The organism is Shewanella xiamenensis (genome assembly GCF_014647135.1).
In the GTDB taxonomy this organism is placed as follows: Bacteria; Pseudomonadota; Gammaproteobacteria; order Enterobacterales; family Shewanellaceae; genus Shewanella; species Shewanella xiamenensis.
The window spans coordinates 21,961-38,578 of the sequence record NZ_BMOP01000013.1 but is presented as its reverse complement, the minus strand read 5'-3'; the positions used below and the strand labels follow the sequence as shown (position 1 = coordinate 38,578).

General features: G+C 47.8%; 17 protein-coding genes. 16 read left to right on the top strand and 1 reads right to left on the bottom strand.

Annotation, left to right across the window (positions count from 1 at the left end; translation table 11 throughout):
* Positions 1-2 precede the first annotated feature (2 nt).
* The 11 genes from gspD to IEY09_RS12420 all read left to right on the top strand — a co-directional run bounded on the left by gspD (position 3) and on the right by IEY09_RS12420 (position 10,577).
* On the top strand, positions 3-2,117 hold the full coding sequence (gspD, locus tag IEY09_RS12470) for a type II secretion system secretin GspD (protein ID WP_037427533.1): 2,115 nt from the start codon (positions 3-5) through the stop codon (positions 2,115-2,117).
* Positions 2,114-3,679, top strand: coding sequence for a type II secretion system ATPase GspE (gene gspE, locus IEY09_RS12465; RefSeq protein ID WP_229777892.1), 1,566 nt, complete (start codon positions 2,114-2,116; stop codon positions 3,677-3,679). The genes gspD and gspE overlap by 4 nt, the downstream gene beginning before the upstream one ends.
* A gap of 3 nt (positions 3,680-3,682) precedes the next feature.
* Entirely contained in the window at positions 3,683-4,906 is a 1,224-nt protein-coding gene (gspF, locus tag IEY09_RS12460; RefSeq protein ID WP_037416423.1) for a type II secretion system inner membrane protein GspF, read from the top strand.
* A 74-nt stretch (positions 4,907-4,980) separates the two neighbouring features.
* Positions 4,981-5,415, top strand: coding sequence for a type II secretion system major pseudopilin GspG (gspG, locus tag IEY09_RS12455; RefSeq protein ID WP_011715426.1), 435 nt, complete (start codon positions 4,981-4,983; stop codon positions 5,413-5,415).
* 1 nt (position 5,416) lies between these two features.
* Entirely contained in the window at positions 5,417-5,989 is a 573-nt protein-coding gene (gene gspH, locus IEY09_RS12450) for a type II secretion system minor pseudopilin GspH (RefSeq protein WP_082389634.1), read from the top strand.
* Positions 5,976-6,344 carry a type II secretion system minor pseudopilin GspI gene (gene gspI / locus IEY09_RS12445; RefSeq protein ID WP_037416429.1) on the top strand — a complete coding sequence of 123 codons (369 nt, stop codon included), beginning with the start codon at positions 5,976-5,978 and terminating at the stop codon, positions 6,342-6,344. Before gspH ends, gspI begins: the two co-directional genes overlap by 14 nt.
* Positions 6,325-7,092, top strand: a complete 768-nt coding sequence (gene gspJ, locus IEY09_RS12440) for a type II secretion system minor pseudopilin GspJ (protein ID WP_037416432.1) — start codon at positions 6,325-6,327, stop codon at positions 7,090-7,092. The genes gspI and gspJ overlap by 20 nt, the downstream gene beginning before the upstream one ends.
* Positions 7,089-8,087 carry a type II secretion system minor pseudopilin GspK gene (gene gspK, locus IEY09_RS12435; RefSeq protein WP_037416434.1) on the top strand — a complete coding sequence of 333 codons (999 nt, stop codon included), beginning with the start codon at positions 7,089-7,091 and terminating at the stop codon, positions 8,085-8,087. Before gspJ ends, gspK begins: the two co-directional genes overlap by 4 nt.
* A 48-nt stretch (positions 8,088-8,135) precedes the next feature.
* Positions 8,136-9,323, top strand: coding sequence for a type II secretion system protein GspL (gspL, locus tag IEY09_RS12430; protein ID WP_047535796.1), 1,188 nt, complete (start codon positions 8,136-8,138; stop codon positions 9,321-9,323).
* A 1-nt stretch (position 9,324) separates the two neighbouring features.
* On the top strand, positions 9,325-9,801 hold the full coding sequence (locus IEY09_RS12425; protein ID WP_037416438.1) for a type II secretion system protein M: 477 nt from the start codon (positions 9,325-9,327) through the stop codon (positions 9,799-9,801).
* A 14-nt stretch (positions 9,802-9,815) separates the two neighbouring features.
* Positions 9,816-10,577, top strand: coding sequence for a type II secretion system protein N (locus IEY09_RS12420; RefSeq protein WP_188871277.1), 762 nt, complete (start codon positions 9,816-9,818; stop codon positions 10,575-10,577).
* A gap of 70 nt (positions 10,578-10,647) precedes the next feature.
* Here the strand turns inward: IEY09_RS12420 and yrfG are convergent, their stop codons facing one another.
* Entirely contained in the window at positions 10,648-11,310 is a 663-nt protein-coding gene (gene yrfG, locus IEY09_RS12415; RefSeq protein ID WP_037427521.1) for a GMP/IMP nucleotidase, read from the bottom strand.
* A gap of 120 nt (positions 11,311-11,430) precedes the next feature.
* Between yrfG and IEY09_RS12410 the strand changes: the two genes are divergently transcribed.
* From IEY09_RS12410 to IEY09_RS12390, 5 genes are all read left to right on the top strand, one after another.
* A complete protein-coding gene (locus IEY09_RS12410) occupies positions 11,431-12,039 on the top strand; it encodes an aspartyl/asparaginyl beta-hydroxylase domain-containing protein (RefSeq protein WP_188871275.1) in 609 nt (202 codons plus the stop codon).
* Entirely contained in the window at positions 12,017-14,026 is a 2,010-nt protein-coding gene (locus IEY09_RS12405; RefSeq protein WP_188871273.1) for a phytanoyl-CoA dioxygenase family protein, read from the top strand. The genes IEY09_RS12410 and IEY09_RS12405 overlap by 23 nt, the downstream gene beginning before the upstream one ends.
* On the top strand, positions 14,026-15,192 hold the full coding sequence (locus IEY09_RS12400) for a hypothetical protein (RefSeq protein ID WP_188871271.1): 1,167 nt from the start codon (positions 14,026-14,028) through the stop codon (positions 15,190-15,192). The genes IEY09_RS12405 and IEY09_RS12400 overlap by 1 nt, the downstream gene beginning before the upstream one ends.
* Positions 15,179-15,667, top strand: coding sequence for a GNAT family N-acetyltransferase (locus IEY09_RS12395; protein ID WP_172587863.1), 489 nt, complete (start codon positions 15,179-15,181; stop codon positions 15,665-15,667). Before IEY09_RS12400 ends, IEY09_RS12395 begins: the two co-directional genes overlap by 14 nt.
* A 233-nt stretch (positions 15,668-15,900) precedes the next feature.
* Positions 15,901-16,536, top strand: a complete 636-nt coding sequence (locus IEY09_RS12390; protein WP_037427516.1) for a phage tail protein — start codon at positions 15,901-15,903, stop codon at positions 16,534-16,536.
* The last annotated feature ends 82 nt before the right edge of the window (positions 16,537-16,618 follow it).

Sequence of the window (16,618 nt, the reverse complement as noted above, 5' to 3'; positions counted from 1 at the left end):
TAATGAATAACAAACGGATTCGACGCAAACTGATTGCTGGAGTTGTGGCGGGCGCCACTATGCTGACCTCGCAATTTGTTTGGTCTGAACAATATGCGGCCAACTTTAAAGGCACTGATATTCAAGAGTTTATCAATATTGTTGGTAAAAACTTGAACAAAACCATCATTGTTGACCCGACGATTCGCGGCAAGATCAACGTTCGCAGCTATGATCTGCTCAATGACGAGCAGTATTACCAGTTCTTCCTCAACGTGCTGCAAGTATACGGTTATGCCATCGTCGAGATGGAAAATAACGTTATCAAAGTGATCAAAGACAAAGATGCGAAAACCGCGGCGATTCGTGTTGCTAATGACAACGATCCTGGCCTAGGCGATGAAATGGTTACCCGCATCGTGGCGTTGTATAACACCGAAGCCAAGCAATTAGCACCATTATTACGTCAGTTAAACGATAACGCTGGTGGTGGTAACGTAGTGAACTACGATCCATCAAACGTGCTGATGCTCTCTGGCCGCGCTGCGGTGGTTAATAAGTTAGTTGAAATCATTCGCCGTGTAGATAAACAGGGTGATACCTCTGTTCAAGTCGTGCCACTTGAATATGCTTCTGCTGGCGAAATGGTGCGAATTATCGATACCCTGTACCGCGCGACAGCTAACCAAGCGCAGCTTCCCGGACAAGCGCCCAAAGTGGTGGCCGATGAGCGGATTAACGCCGTAGTGGTCAGTGGTGATGAAAAGAGCCGTCAACGGGTGGTGGAGCTGATCCACCGTCTCGATGCCGAGCAAGCCAGCACGGGCAATACGAAAGTACGTTATTTACGTTATGCCAAGGCCGAAGACTTAGTTGAAGTGCTAACCGGTTTTGCCCAAAAGTTGGAAGGTGAAAAAGATCCTAGCGCTCAGGCAGCGGGTGGTGGCAAACGTCGTAATGAAATCAATATTATGGCCCACACTGATACTAACGCATTAGTGATCAGCGCTGAGCCAGATCAAATGCGCACTATTGAAAGCGTGATCAACCAACTCGATATTCGCCGCGCCCAAGTATTAGTAGAAGCCATTATCGTGGAAGTTGCCGAAGGCGATAACGTCGGCTTTGGGGTGCAATGGGCCGCGAAAGCGGGTGGTGGAACTCAGTTCAATAACTTAGGCCCAACTATCGGTGAGATTGGCGCGGGTGTATGGCAGGCGCAGGATAAAGAAGGAACCTATATTACCAATCCAAACACAGGTGACGTGATTGGTAAAAACCCAGATACAAAGGGCGATGTTACCTTACTTGCTCAAGCCTTAGGTAAAGTGAATGGTATGGCATGGGGCGTTGCTATGGGTGACTTTGGTGCCCTAGTACAAGCCGTATCGAGTGACACTAACTCAAACGTACTTGCAACACCTTCTATTACTACCTTAGATAACCAAGAAGCCTCTTTCATCGTCGGTGATGAAGTGCCTATTCTTACCGGTTCTACCGCCAGCTCAAACAACAGCAACCCATTCCAAACCGTTGAGCGTAAAGAGGTTGGGGTGAAATTAAAAGTGGTGCCGCAGATCAACGAAGGCAACGCGGTTAAGCTTGCGATTGAGCAAGAAGTCTCCGGCGTAAACGGTAACACGGGTGTGGATATTTCCTTCGCGACTCGCCGTTTAACCACTACTGTTATGGCTGATTCAGGCCAAATCGTGGTACTCGGTGGTTTGATTAACGAAGAAGTCCAAGAAAGCGTGCAGAAAGTGCCATTCCTCGGCGATATTCCAGTACTTGGCCATTTATTCAAATCTTCTTCCAGTAAGAAGACCAAGAAGAACCTGATGATCTTTATCAAACCCACCATTATCCGTGATGGTGTGACGATGGAAGGTATCGCAGGTCGTAAATACAACTATTTCAGAGCATTGCAGCTTGAACAGCAAGAGCGTGGTGTCAATCTAATGCCTGAGACTAAAGTGCCGGTATTAGATGAGTGGAACCAGTCTGAGTATGTGCCGCCAGAAGTGAACGATATTTTAGATCGTTATAAAGAAGGCAAAGGGCTAGAGACTCAGATGCGTAAAACTGACCCGACTCTCAAGTCGCTGGATGAAAACAAAAACAAAGATAAAACACAATGAGTGAAATACAAGTATCCCAAGTCGAGGATTTAAGCTTAGTTTCCAATGAACTAGGTATTGAAGCCGAAGGTGATGAGGTATTTCGCTCCAGCAGCAAAGAGCGTTTACCCTTTGCCTTTGCCCACCGCCATGAGGTGATTTTAGCCTATGGCGATGATGGCGCCTTGAACCTGTTTTATACCGCCAAAAGCCCGTTAGCGGCGATGCTTGAAGCGCGTCGCTACTCGGGCGTGGATTTACCTTTGGTACAGCTCGAGCCGAGTAAGTTTGAGGTCAAACTGACTCAGGCCTACCAAGCCAATTCCTCCGAAGCGCAGCAGCTGATGGAAGACATTGGTAACGAAATGGATTTATTTACTCTTGCAGAAGAGTTGCCACAAACCGAAGATTTGCTCGAAGGCGATGATGATGCGCCGATCATTAAGCTGATTAATGCCCTGTTATCAGAAGCGATTAAAGAAGAAGCCTCGGATATCCATATCGAGACCTACGAGAAGCAGCTAGTCGTGCGTTTCCGTATTGACGGCGTGCTCAAAGAAGTGCTCAAGCCAAACCGTAAACTGTCATCTTTATTGGTGTCGCGGATTAAGGTGATGGCGCGCCTCGATATCGCCGAGAAAAGAGTACCACAAGACGGCCGTATTTCGCTGCGGATTGCAGGCCGCGCGGTGGACGTGCGGGTATCGACCATGCCATCGAGCCACGGTGAGCGGGTGGTGCTGCGTTTACTCGATAAAAACGCCGGTAATCTGGATTTAAAACAGCTGGGTATGACGGACAGCATCCGAGCTAAGTTCGATGAGCTTATTCGTCGTCCCCACGGCATTATCTTGGTAACGGGCCCTACAGGTTCGGGTAAGAGTACCACGCTGTATGCTGGACTTACTGAAATTAACTCTAAAGATACCAATATCTTAACCGTTGAAGACCCCATCGAATACGAATTGGAAGGCATAGGCCAAACTCAAGTTAACACTAAGGCGGACATGACCTTTGCCCGTGGTCTACGGGCGATTCTGCGTCAAGACCCCGATGTAGTGATGATCGGGGAAATCCGTGACCTTGAAACCGCCCAAATTGCGGTGCAGGCATCCTTGACGGGTCACTTAGTGATTTCGACTCTCCACACCAACACCGCTTCGGGCGCGATTACCCGTTTGCAGGATATGGGCGTAGAGCCTTTCTTAGTCTCATCAAGTTTGCTCGGGGTATTGGCTCAGCGCTTGATCCGTACCCTCTGTCCAAAATGTAAGACACAGCATGTGCCCGATGAGCGTGAACGTGAGCTGCTGGGTATTACTGCCGATGATCCACGCCATATTTATCGTGCCAATGGCTGTAAGGCCTGTGGTAACAGTGGCTACCGTGGTCGTACGGGCATTCACGAACTATTGTTGGTCGATGATAATGTGCGCGAGCTTATTCACGGTGGACGTGGCGAACTGGCGATTGAGAAATATATCCGCCAGTCGGTACCAAGCATTCGTCACGATGGCATGAGCAAGGTGCTCTCAGGTATCACCACTCTGGAAGAAGTCCTAAGGGTGACCCGCGAGGAGTAAGCTATGCCTGCATTTGAATATAAGGCGCTGGACGCCAAGGGGAAGCAGCTTAAGGGCGTGATCGAAGCGGATACCGCCAGACACGCACGTAGCCAATTGCGCGATCAACGCTTGATGCCGCTGGATATTCTGCCGGTCACTGAAAAAGAAGCCAAGGCGAAAGGTGCGGGATTTTCGCCCTTTAAGCGCGGGATTTCAGTGGCGGAATTAGCGCTGATCACCCGTCAAATCGCGACACTGGTGGCGGCGGGCTTACCGATCGAGGAATGTCTTAAGGCGGTAGGCCAGCAATGTGAGAAGGCGCGGCTTGCCAGTATGATCATGGCGGTGCGCTCCCGGGTCGTTGAGGGTTATAGTCTGGCCGATTCCTTGGCTGAATTTCCGCATATTTTCGATGACTTATACCGCGCTATGGTGGCCTCGGGGGAAAAATCCGGCCACTTGGAAGTGGTGCTAAATCGCTTAGCCGATTACACCGAACGTCGCCAGCAGCTTAAATCTAAACTGCAACAGGCGATGATTTATCCCATCATGCTGACGATTGTCGCCATTGGGGTGGTCTCAGTGTTACTTGCGGCTGTGGTACCAAAGGTCGTTGGTCAGTTTGAGCATATGGGCGCCGAGTTACCAGCAACGACCCGTTTCTTAATTGCTGCCTCGGATTTTGTCCAACACTATGGTCTGTTTGTTGTTTTAGCGATTGGTATTCTGTTGGTAGTGTTCCAGCGTCTACTCAAATCACCGATTTTCAAGATGAAATACCATACATTTTTGCTGAAAATGCCGGTGATTGGCCGAGTGAGCAAAGGGCTCAATACTGCGCGTTTTGCGCGTACCTTGAGTATTTTATCCGCCAGTTCGGTGCCTTTGTTGGACGGGATGCGCATTGCCAGCGAGGTATTGCAAAATATGCGGGTACGGGCGGCGGTGGATGATGCAACGGCGCGCGTACGGGAAGGAACTAGCCTCAGTACCGCGTTGACTAACACTAAGCTATTCCCTGCGATGATGTTATATATGATCGCCTCGGGGGAGAAGAGTGGTCAGCTCGAAGACATGCTTGAGCGTGCTGCGGATAACCAAGATCGCGAGTTTGAGAGTAATGTGACGCTCGCCCTCGGCGTATTCGAACCCATGTTAGTGGTAAGTATGGCGGGGGTTGTACTCTTTATCGTAATGGCCATTCTGCAACCGATATTGGCGCTGAACAATTTGATTAGTGGCTAGTTTTTGACATTATGGAATATTGCCTTTCAGTCATACGGCTGAGAATGGCACAGGTTTTTTAGGAGATGTAATCGATGCAAATGAATAAAAAGCACAAGGGTTTTACCTTACTTGAAGTGATGGTGGTAATCGTTATCCTCGGTATTTTGGCGTCTATGGTGGTGCCAAATCTGATGGGCAACAAAGATAAAGCCGACCAACAAAAAGCGGTATCTGACATAGTCGCGCTCGAAAACGCTTTAGATATGTACAAGTTAGATAACGGTGTTTATCCAACGACTGAGCAAGGTTTAGAAGCCTTGGTGCAAAAACCAACGATTTCACCTGAGCCTCGTAACTACCGCGAAGAAGGTTATGTAAAGCGTTTACCACAGGACCCATGGCGTAATAACTACTTACTGTTAAGCCCTGGCGAAAACAGCAAGTTAGATATCTTTAGTGCAGGCCCAGACGGTCAACCAGGTACCGAAGATGATATCGGTAACTGGAACTTACAGAATTTCCAATAAGATGTTAACGCTGCGCCACGCCGGCTTCACCTTGATGGAGGTGATGCTGGTGATTTTGCTAATGGGACTCACCGCCGCGGCGGTGACCATGTCTATTGGCAATTCGGGGCCACAACAGGCGCTGGAAAAAACCGCGCAGCAATTTATAGCCGCTACAGAGTTAGTGCTGGATGAAACCGTATTAAGCGGCCAATTTATCGGTATTGTGGTGGAAAAAACCAGTTATCAGTTTGTTTTTTATAAAGATGGTAAATGGAGTCCATTGGAAAAGGACAGAATTCTGTCTGAAAAACAAATGGAACCTGGTGTGGTGATTAATTTGGTGCTCGATGGTTTACCGCTCGCACAAGAGGACGAACAAGATGACTCTTGGTTTAAAGAACCTTTAATCGAGCCCTCTGCGGAAGATAAGAAAAAGCACCCTGAACCACAGATTTTGCTATTTCCCAGCGGCGAAATGAGCGCCTTTGAGTTGAGTTTTATTACCAAGACAGATAAAGGCCCCCTCGACGTATTGGTGGTGGGCGATGCCCTTGGCCGTTTAACCCTAGGGCGCCCTGATGAAATACGCTAAGGGCATGACGTTACTCGAAGTGATCGTCGCCTTGGCGGTGTTTGCGATTGCCGCCGTTTCCATCACCAAAAGCTTGGGTGAGCAAATGGCGAATATGCCGATTTTGGAGTCGCGCACCCTTGCTCAGTGGGTAGCCGACAATCAAATGGTCGATGCTAGACTCGAGCCTCAATTTCCGGAAATCGGCAAAAAAGAGGGCCAAGTAGAACTGGCTGGTAAGGATTGGTACTGGCGAAAAGAAGTGGTGAAAACCACCGATGATAATTTTCGCATGATCCGTATTAGTGTCAGTGAAGATGAGCGTTATCAGCGTATTGCAGCACAAGTGAGCAGTTATGTCCTTAAAACAAACTAATGCTCATCGGGGGTTTACCCTGCTGGAAATGCTGATCGCGATTGCGATTTTTGCCATGTTGGGCTTAGCGGCCAATGCGGTACTCAGCACAGTTCTGACCAATGATGAAGTGACAAAGAATTTCTCAACCCGTTTAAAAGCGTTGCAACAGGGCTTTGGAGCGATTGAGCGCGACTTGGGACAGATGGTTGCTCGCACACCCAGACTCCTCGAAGGTGGCCGCGGAACAACGGTATTTCAGACGGGGAATGACCTTTTAGATTCGGAATCCGAGGCTTTAGTCTTTTACCGCTTGGGCTGGCTCAATCCAGATGGCTTATTGCCCCGTGGCAGTTTGCAGTCAGTCGCCTATGTCGTACGAGAAGGAAAATTAGAACGCTGGTATTTTCCTTACCCTGAGCCGGAATTTGGCGCCGAGCCAATCAAGACGGTGATTATCGATAAGGTGCTCTCGGTCGAGTATTCCTTCTTTATGGAGGATAAGTGGGAGCGCAAGGTTGAGGCGACTAAGTTACCCAAAGCCATTGCAATCGAAATTGAGATTGAAGGTCTAGGTAAGATTCAGCGTAAGTTTATGCTGCCTCTGGGCGCGGCGGCGCCAGAAAAGTCTAGTGATGAAGACAACAAAGACGAAAACACCGAAGACAATAAAGAAGACAACGGTGACAAAGATAATAACGGCGATGGTTCCGGTAACGGGGAAGAAGATCCCGGCACCGGTGAGCCAGAAAATGAGGATGGCGCATGATAAGGCGAACTCCTACTAAACAGCGTGGTGTCGCGCTGATCGTCGTATTACTGATCGTGGCCATGGTGGTGATTATTGCCACCAATATTACCAGTCGTAATCAGTTGTCGATGCGCCGCACCTTAAACTTAGCTCAGTACGATCAGGCCTATTGGTATGCTATTTCCGCCGAAGAGCTGGCGAAGAAGATCCTCAAGCAGGACTTAGACGATTCAGAGGGGCGTGTCCATAAGCAACAATATTGGGCCATGAGCGATGTGGTATTTCCGGCAGAATATGGCGAGATTGCAGGCAAGATCACCGATATGCGTTCGTGTTTTAACTTAAATGCCTTGTCCGTCACCACAAAAGATGTGGAAAACGGTCAACCTAAATTGCCCTTGGCTGCTAAGCAATACAAGGCGTTATTAGTGAGTTTAGGTATGGATGATTTTACCGCTGATCATCTCACTCAAACCCTAAAGGATTATATCGACGAAGACACGATCACCAGCCCCTATGGCGCTGAAGATGCCGAGTATGAAGCACGCCACGTGCCATACCGTGCCGCCAACACTCTGATGAATCATCGAAGTGAGCTGCGGGCAGTGATGGGATACACACAGGATATTTATTTGAAATTATTGCCCTATATTTGTGTCATCCCGGGGAATGACAGGCAATTGTTGAATGTGAATACCATTGATGTCGAACAAGCAGCGCTGCTGGCGGCCATGCTCGATAATCAGATTTCTGTCGGTGAGGCGGAAAGCATTATTAACCAGCGCCCTGGCGATGGTTTTGCCAAGATTGATGATTTTTACGAATCCTCCTCAATGGGGTCGATTAAATGGGAAGATGCGATGAAGTCGACTTTTGTGATCGACAGTCAATATTTCCTCCTTGCCTCGGGCGCAAAGGTCGACAACGCCATTTTTAGGATGGAGAGTGTGCTCAAAAAGGGCAGCGGTAACAAAATGGATGTGCTCACCCGTCAGTTTGGTGGACAAAAATAATAGCAAACAAGCTCAATCCCTTAAGGTTGAAGCTGGTGGAGAAAAACTGTGAGTGAACGGCTATTTATTCGCTTAGGCAGAACCGCAGAGCAGGCATGCTCTTGGCTGGTTTGGTCCGAACAAGAACAAGAAATTATCGCCTCAGGCGAACTGGCCAACGCCCAAGGTTTATCAACCTTAACTGAGCGCGCGGGCAATCGCCCTATTGATGTGTTGGTGCCAGCTTCCGCCATGACGCTCACCAGCGTGAATCTGCCCGAAAAAGGCCAACGCCAAGCCTTAAAGGCCCTGCCTTTTATGTTGGAAGAAACCATCGCCGAGGATGTGGATGCGATGCACTTTACCGTTGGCCCACGCAATGGCGATGCCCTCAGCGTGGTGGCCGTTGCCCATGAGCAAATGCAAACTTGGCTCAGCTGTTTGGCCGAAGCGGGCTTAAAAGTAAAGCGTATCGTGCCTGATTGCTTGGCCTTGCCATTGCAGGAATGCCAATGGGCGGCTATGCGTTTTGGTAACGAGTTATTGTTGCGTACAGGATTAGGAACGGGCCATAGCCTGCCTTTATCTTGGTTGCCAGTGGCAATGAAGCAACTGACGGCTCAGACAGACGAGGTGTCGGTCGCCAGTTACACCGAGATGGAGTTGGACGGTGTCGAGCTTAAGCCACAGCCACTCGACTTACCTATGTTGGTGCTGGCGCGCGGCATTTTACATGCGCCGATTAACTTACTGACGGGTGTCTATACGCCTAAGCGCGAATACAGTAAGCATCTGTTGCAATGGAAAAATGCGGCAATTGTACTAGCCATTGCTATTGTGTTGTCTCTGGTAAATAAAGGCTTAACCATTCATCAGGTAAATGGCCAAATCGCCGATTTGAAGGCGCAAAGTGAAGCCATTTATCAACAAGTGATACCAGGCAATTCACGTATTGTGAATTTACGCTCGCAGATGGAGAGCCAACTACGCGCACTCCAAGGCCAAGGCAGTGGTGCAGAGTTTTTTGCTATGCTGGCGGGGTTACAAGACGCCTTTAAACAAGTACCTGAGCTAAAACCCAATAGCTTACGATTTGAAAGTGCCCGTAATGAAATCCGCATGCAAGTCACTGCTAAAAATTACGCGCAAATTGAGAAGTTTAAAGAGATTGTCGGCCGTCGTTTCCAAATGGATGGTGGCACGATGAATAGCGGTGAAGATCAGGTCACCAGCACCTTAACCTTGAGGAGCAAATAAGATGGATAATTTGCGGACTTGGTGGCAAGGGCTTGCGTCGCGCGAGCAGCAGATCGTAGGTTTTGGCGCCGTATTTTTAGTGATCGGTCTATTTTACTGGGGGATTTGGACACCAATCGCCAATGCTGAGGCCAATGCACTGCGCAACTTAACGGCGCAGCAGCAAACCTTGACCTATGTAAAGCAGACGGCGAATAAAATCGCTGGCTTAAAACAAAGCGGCGCTAAGCCGACGATGAGCGGCAGTTTAAGTTCAGTCGTCAACCAAACAGCGGGCAGTTATGGCTTAGTGATCACTCGCATGCAGCCCCAGGGCGATAAAATCCAAGTGTGGATGGATGATGTGCCATTCGATGCCTTACTCAGTTATTTGAATGATTTAGTGCAGCAAAAGGGCTTATCCCTTGAGAGTGTTGATTTGGCGGAGGCTGACGCGCCTGGCTATGTCAAAGTAAGACGGATCCAACTAGCGCAATAGGTTAAGGTGTAGCTGTGAGTCTGATAAAAAAGATTATTATTGGTGTACTAATTTATATCGTGTTTTTAGTGGCGTTGTTTCCTGCCAGTGTGGCCGTGCGCCTCGCACCACTCCCAGCGAATGTGGGAATTTCTGGAGTGAGTGGCAGTATTTGGGCGGGTAGCATTGAAACTTTGAATATTCAGCAGCGCCAATTGGAGCAAGTGCGTTGGGAACTCAGCCCTTGGTCTTTGTTTTTAGGCAAAGTGAAGCTGGATTTTCAAGTGGGTAGCCGTGCAACCCCTGTGAGTGCCAAAGGTGTCGTCACTTGGTCTATGGGCGGTATCAGCGCTCAAGGATTGCGCTTTGAAGCGCCCGATAGCTTCTTAATTGGTAATACTAAGCTGCCCTTTAGAACCGAAATTAATGGTGAAGTCAGCCTGCTGGTGGAAACCCTAGAACAAGGTAAACCTTGGTGCGAACAATTATCGGGTAAATTATTCTTAAACCAAACCAATGTGAAGAATCAATTCGGCGATTATCCACTGGGTAATATCGAGTTAGGCCTTAGCTGTGTTGAGGGGAAAGCTCAGCTCGCTACCGACGAAAGCAAAAACCAGTTGGGAATTATCGGTACCTTACAGTTAGACGAGGGGAATATGGTCAAGGTTGCCGCTAAGATCAAAGAGACCAACGAACAGCCGGAAGATATGCGTAAATCTCTTAATATCCTCGGCAAGCGTGGAGATGACGGTTACTTCCCTATTGTTTATCAGGGGCGTATTCCTGGGCTTTAATCTAGCCAGTAATGTAACCTAATGCATGATTTGATAAAGGCACCTTGGGTGCCTTTTCTATTTCGAGGGGTTAACTCGCGAGATCGTTAAGCAATAAACGATAGTCGCTAATGGCCGGAAAATCATTGAAGGTTTTGGCAGGTTTCTGGCTATCGGGATTGCTGATCCCGAGCTGATGCCCCACGCCCGCTAAGCGCGCTGCATTTAAAATGGGTTCACTATCATCGATAAACAGGCAGCGCTCAGGCACTAGGGCGAATTTTTCGAATAGCGTTTGCCAAAATTGTGGGTGTTCCTTGGGATAACCCGTTTCATGGCTTGAGATCATCGCATCTAAACCACTCCCCAGTTCAGTATGCTCCAGCTTAAGAGCAAGACTCTTAGGGTGGGCATTGGTGACTAAGATGCGTTTTTTGCCCGCGGCGGCGAGGGCATCGAGAAAAGGCATACTGTCTTGGCGCAGTTGAATACGGTCAACTAAGTCGCGGTGAAGCCCCATAATGTCGAGCTGCAGCTCGGACTGCCAATAATCGAGGCAATACCAATCTAACGTGCCTGCGACTCTGCCGTAGGCTTCTTCCACCAGTTGTTGTGCCTGGCTCTGGCTTAATCCCCGCTGCTTGCTCAGCTCCTGTGGCACCAGACTCAGCCAAAAATGGTTATCAAAGTGCAAATCGAGCAGGGTGCCATCCATATCGAGCAGTACAGTATCAATCTTCTTCCAGTCAAACATGGGATATCCTGTGTGGTTAACTCAGCTCAGCGTGAGGTTTACAGTAGCCTATCTTGCCAGCATGACACTTTGTGCTAGGCTTGATTAATTCGTTTTTGTCTAAAAATGAGACACTTGGATATGGATATCTGCTCATTCGCCTTACTCACCCAAGCTCCGAATATCACTAGTTTACAGCAAGAACTCACGACTTTGTTGCAGCATGAGTGGTTGCCACACATTAACCAACGTGATTATCACGCGGGCTCTCAGGGCGGTTGGGATGTGTTGGCTCTACGCTGCGCCGAGGAATATCGAGTCGCGCACCCCATTTTACAAGCCTTTTCCATTAGTGCCGCGACAGATTGGGATAATTTGCCTTCACTGGAATCGAGCCCCGCGCTGCTGCAGTTTATTCAATCCCTTGCTTGCCCAGTTAAATCGGTGCGCTTAATGCGCTTAATGCGCTTACACGCTGGTGCTGAAATCAAGCCCCATAGGGATCAAGGATTATCACTTGAACAGGGTGAGGCTAGATTACATTTGCCCCTACAAACCCATGATCAGCTTTATTTTTATGTGGATGAGAAACGTGTACCTATGCGGGCCGGAGAGCTTTGGTATATCAATGCTGACCAAACCCATTGGGTCGCGAATAAAGGCGTGGATGCCAGAATTAATTTGGTGATCGATTGTGAAGTCAACTCGTGGTTAAAGGAGCTTATCCATGATGCCAAGATCAAAGCCTAATGCAGGGCAGCGCGAGGCGTATCTAAGATTAAAGCTGTTTGCTCAGGCGCTGTTGCAATCCCATTCAGCGGGGGAGGCAAAGCGGCTTATCGATCCAATGCTGGCGCAGTTATGCCAATTGACTGGGTTGGAACTGCACCCGGCGTTGTTTCTCGATACAGAGGCGAGTATTACGGCTTTTGGCAAGGCGGTATCACCGACAACTGCGGCGCAATGTGCAGAAGATCCCGAACGTAGCAGAGTGTTTATTCAGGGAATTTATCAAGCGATACAGGACAAACTTAAAGCTAACTCGAACCATCCTGTGCACATACTCTATGCCGGAACCGGGCCTTTTGCTTGGTTAATCTTAGCCTTATTACCGCTATTTACGGCGAAGCAAGTGCGAGTAACCTTACTCGACATTCATCGAGCGTCATTGGAGAGTGTTGAAAAGCTGCTGGCATATTTCGATGTAGCGGATCGTGTCGATGCGATTATTTGTGCTGACGCTACGCTTTGGCGGCCAGCATCAACACAAACCTTTGATCTGATAATTTCTGAAACCATGAAACACCTGCTGCAACAGGAACCGCAGGTACAGATTTTTAGCCATCTACAGCATTTTTTAGCAGAGGATGGATGTTTAATCCCTGAGTCGATTGAGTTGGATGCATGGCTCGAGCTAAAAGAGCGGCCACCCATTTATTTGGGTCCTTTATTCTGTCTCGATTTAGCTCATGCCCGCTTGCTCGCTCAAGATGACAGAAGTGGGCTAGTGGGGAGCTTATTGTTACCCGATTATGAACCCCAACCCATAAGCCTAAAACTGACGACAAAAATCAGGGTTTATGGCGAACATCAATTACTTGAAAACCAATCACAATTAACCCTCTCCCAATATAAAAAATCCTTGTGGCTTAAACCTCTTAGCAGAGTGGACTTCCGTTACGAGCTGGGAGCATATCCCGATTTTATCTTCCAATATCAGCAGCATAAATTGGCGCTTGTTGGCAGTGAGGATTTGAGTTGTTTGGGAATTTATCACTTGCAGCGACTATGGCAAAAAATTCAGTTGCAAAAGCGTGGACAAACCAATGAGGTGGCAGAGGGAGAATGGAGCCTAGATAAAGCGCTGCTGGATCTGTGCGGTATTGGATTAGAGCCTGGGATGAAGGCGCTCTATCAATGTGATAAACAAACTGATTTTATCGCCTTCGTTCAAAGACAAACTAAACTGACCACCGCGGATATTGTCGGTATTAATCAGCGATTGCGTGCCTTATCCCAAGCTGAGCCAGAAAGCGGCAATACCGAGTTAGCTTATGGTAACGCTTTACCTCAAGTGCTTACCGATGCCCAACTCGCCTTTTGGCAACGGGAAGGTTATTTAGTCATCCCGCAAGTGTTGTCAAAAGCCCAATGCGCGGCCAGTCGATCCGTGATTTGGCAACAGCTTGGCGCGAATGAAAATGATCCATCAACTTGGTATCAGTCCCATGAGTTGATGCAGAAAATCATGCTGCAGTTATTTCGTCATCCTATCCTCGATGCCAATCGGCAAACACCTCTTATCCGCCAAGCCTTTGAACAATTATGGCAGCGTACCGATTTAGTGATGACAACTGACAGAGTGAGTTTTAATCCCCCTGAAACGCCCACTTGGCAGTTTCCTGGCCCAAATATGCATTGGGATATGCCACTGCAACTACCTGTGCCATTTGGAACTCAAGGATTGATTTATCTTACGGATACCCCTGCCGAGCAAGGGGCATTTTGCTGTGTTCCCGGTTTTCACCTCAAAATAGAAGCTTGGCTACAGGAACAAAACAAGACTGATATTGAGTTGCAGCAACAGCGTTGGGAAGAGTGGCCCATTAAACCCATTGTCGCAAACGCAGGGGATTTAATTATTTGGCACCATGCATTGCCCCATGGACCGACGCCCAATCGAGGCGTGTTACCCCGCATGGTGCAGTACATTAACTTCTACCCAATGGCCTGCTAATGATTGATTTTAATGAACAGCAGCAACGCTATTGGCAATTGCTGCATCAGCCTGAATCATTGTTTTTACTGCATCAAGCGCAGGATGTTGAGCATTTTATTGCTCTGATGGCAGACTTCCTCAATTGGCCTGAGCTAAATTTAGAGCAGATGCTTGCATTTATTGCCTTACAGCAACAAAGCTTCATTCCAGATTTAGTACGCTTCAGCCAAGTGTGGTTTCCTTCTCGTTATCATGCTCAAACCAAAACAATCAGTTGGGTTCCGGTTTTTAAGCGGTTATCAAAACCTTTCTTGGAGGACGATATCAGCGATGCTCGTCGTGGCTTACTGGCCAGTTTTATCCAGCCTCAAACCTTGCTCGAACCCTTATTATCCCAACGCGAAAGTTTGCCCTCTATCAATCCTAACTTGATGATTTTCCATTGGTCTCGTTGTGGGTCAACACTCGTTTCAAGCAGTTTTTCCCTACTCAAAACTTGCCGAGTGTTATCCGAATCTATGCTCTGCAGCGATGTGATGCACCATGATGCTTGGCCTTCGGCCTTAACACCACTGCTGGTGGATTTATGTTTAAGGCTACAAGGGCGGTTAAGGCCTGATGAGCGTGAGCTAGTGATCAAGTGGAATGCGTGGGATTTAGCTTGTTGGCCCATGTTGCTAGAACTCTACCCTAATAGTCGAGTGCTATGTCTGATGCGCCATCCCAGAGATATTTTGGCTTCGCATCAACGAGAGGCTGGGATGCATATGGCGGGGCGAGTGAAGGCTGTATTTCTCCATGCATTGCCGCTTAGTGAAAACACACATGGTGAGCCTAGTGTAGATGCATTTCGAATGGGCGTGTTACATGGTTTTGCCCAGCAAACTGCTGCACTTTATCAATCAAGTCGTTGCATCTTAATGGATTATCAACAATTAAATGCGTTTAAACCCAGCGCACTTTCGGCCATTTTAGAATGGCCGTTAGCCGCAGAAGATATTGAGCATTGGCAAGGCCACTGGCACTTTGATGTAAAGCGACAAGGGCAATTGTTTGTACCCATGGTACCCGCCCAATCTACCCCATTAAATGAATCACAAACTCTCTCATGGCAGCTGTTATTGAATGCTTATGAGCAACTGTTGCAACCTTTAGTTCGAGATAAAAACCATGATGCTAGCTGAGTTAAATCCATTCACTGGCTTGAGTATTAAGCCTGCCAATGCAAGCGATAACTTATTTATGGCAGAACTTTTTTATTCAACTAAAACCTTCTTCTATGAGCTTGGTTTACCCCTTGATGTCGTACAGAACATGTTGGAGCAACAATATCGGCTGCAACAAGTCTCTTATCGGGAGCAATATCCACATGCCATTACCTATATATTGTTTTATCAGCAACAAGCGGTCGGCAAACTGATGCTCGATACCAATGGGCATAGGGTTCATCTTGTTGATTTTATTATTGCGCCAAGTATGCGAGGTCGCGGTTTAGGCTCTGCGGTATTAGAGGCGGTCAAGCTTGAGGCGAGGCAACGTCAGTTGCCTGTTCATTTATCAGTAGAGAGTGAAAATACTCAGGCTAAATCACTTTATTTACGGCATGGATTTCAGTTTCAAAGCCGTTCCGAAACCTATGAGTCAATGCTATGGCCTTAAACGTCGGCTGATAATTTATACAAAATTATTTCTGCGTAATTGTGTTTGCCGATTTTTCAGATATGTTTAGTTGTAGCTAAATTGTTTTCATTATGTTTCACAATAGACCATCGATTGTGTGATGTGAATGATGTTGTCATCAGCAAAAGGACTCGCTGTCGATTAATTGTCGTGAGTAATTAAGTCATTGCAAGACGTTACATAGACAAAATCGTTATTTAAGGAGAAATACAATGTCAGATCCATTTATTGGAGAAATCCGCATGTTCGCTGGTACTTTCGCTCCGCGTGGCTGGGCGCTTTGCAATGGACAGTTATTGGCCATTTCCACCAACAGCGCGCTTTTCTCTCTTCTGGGTACAACCTATGGTGGCAATGGCACCACAACCTTTGGGTTGCCTAACTTGCAAAGTCGTACTCCTGTGGGTACCGGAACTGGTGCAGGGTTAAGTAATGTTGTTTTGGGACAAGTTGCCGGTGTTGAAAACGTTAACCTCACTACCAATCAGCTACCCATTCATGCACCAACAGCTACTTTCATTGGTAATGCAAGTAGCGTAACAGCAACGGTTGATGTTGCTACCACCACGGCCACTGCAATGGTTCCTCCGGCAGCAGGCGCGACTACCTACCTCTCTGCTACGACAGCTAAGGCGGGGCCTACCAGTGTTGCGTTTAATGGATTGTTTACCAGTACGGCGCCAGATTCTACCAAGAGCAGCCTCGGTGGAGTGCATGGTAGCGTTACACCTGCTGGCACCGTAACCGTCAATCCTGTTGGTGGAGGACAGCCTGTCGGAATTCGCAATCCCTATCTGGGGATGAATTTTATTATCGCGTTAGAGGGTATTTATCCGTCGCGTAATTAACGTTGGATAATTGCTATTAAATTAATTCAGTAATCCAGAGGGAGTTAAATCTTCTGGATTGCTGGTTTTAGCTACTTTAGCT

Excerpts from the sequence above, each read along its gene's own strand:
- IEY09_RS12395 (WP_172587863.1), top strand. The coding sequence starts at position 15,179 with ATGATGCTAGCTGAGTTAAATCCATTCACTGGCTTGAGTATTAAGCCT.
- IEY09_RS12405 (WP_188871273.1), top strand. The coding sequence starts at position 12,017 with ATGATGCCAAGATCAAAGCCTAATGCAGGGCAGCGCGAGGCGTATCTA.
- gspE (WP_229777892.1), top strand. The coding sequence starts at position 2,114 with ATGAGTGAAATACAAGTATCCCAAGTCGAGGATTTAAGCTTAGTTTCC.
- IEY09_RS12400 (WP_188871271.1), top strand. The coding sequence starts at position 14,026 with ATGATTGATTTTAATGAACAGCAGCAACGCTATTGGCAATTGCTGCAT.
- yrfG (WP_037427521.1), bottom strand. The coding sequence starts at position 11,310 with ATGTTTGACTGGAAGAAGATTGATACTGTACTGCTCGATATGGATGGC.
- gspD (WP_037427533.1), top strand. The coding sequence starts at position 3 with ATGAATAACAAACGGATTCGACGCAAACTGATTGCTGGAGTTGTGGCG.
- IEY09_RS12425 (WP_037416438.1), top strand. The coding sequence starts at position 9,325 with ATGGATAATTTGCGGACTTGGTGGCAAGGGCTTGCGTCGCGCGAGCAG.
- gspI (WP_037416429.1), top strand. The coding sequence starts at position 5,976 with ATGAAATACGCTAAGGGCATGACGTTACTCGAAGTGATCGTCGCCTTG.
- IEY09_RS12390 (WP_037427516.1), top strand. The coding sequence starts at position 15,901 with ATGTCAGATCCATTTATTGGAGAAATCCGCATGTTCGCTGGTACTTTC.
- gspG (WP_011715426.1), top strand. The coding sequence starts at position 4,981 with ATGCAAATGAATAAAAAGCACAAGGGTTTTACCTTACTTGAAGTGATG.
- gspJ (WP_037416432.1), top strand. The coding sequence starts at position 6,325 with ATGTCCTTAAAACAAACTAATGCTCATCGGGGGTTTACCCTGCTGGAA.
- gspK (WP_037416434.1), top strand. The coding sequence starts at position 7,089 with ATGATAAGGCGAACTCCTACTAAACAGCGTGGTGTCGCGCTGATCGTC.
- IEY09_RS12410 (WP_188871275.1), top strand. The coding sequence starts at position 11,431 with ATGGATATCTGCTCATTCGCCTTACTCACCCAAGCTCCGAATATCACT.
- gspF (WP_037416423.1), top strand. The coding sequence starts at position 3,683 with ATGCCTGCATTTGAATATAAGGCGCTGGACGCCAAGGGGAAGCAGCTT.
- gspH (WP_082389634.1), top strand. The coding sequence starts at position 5,417 with ATGTTAACGCTGCGCCACGCCGGCTTCACCTTGATGGAGGTGATGCTG.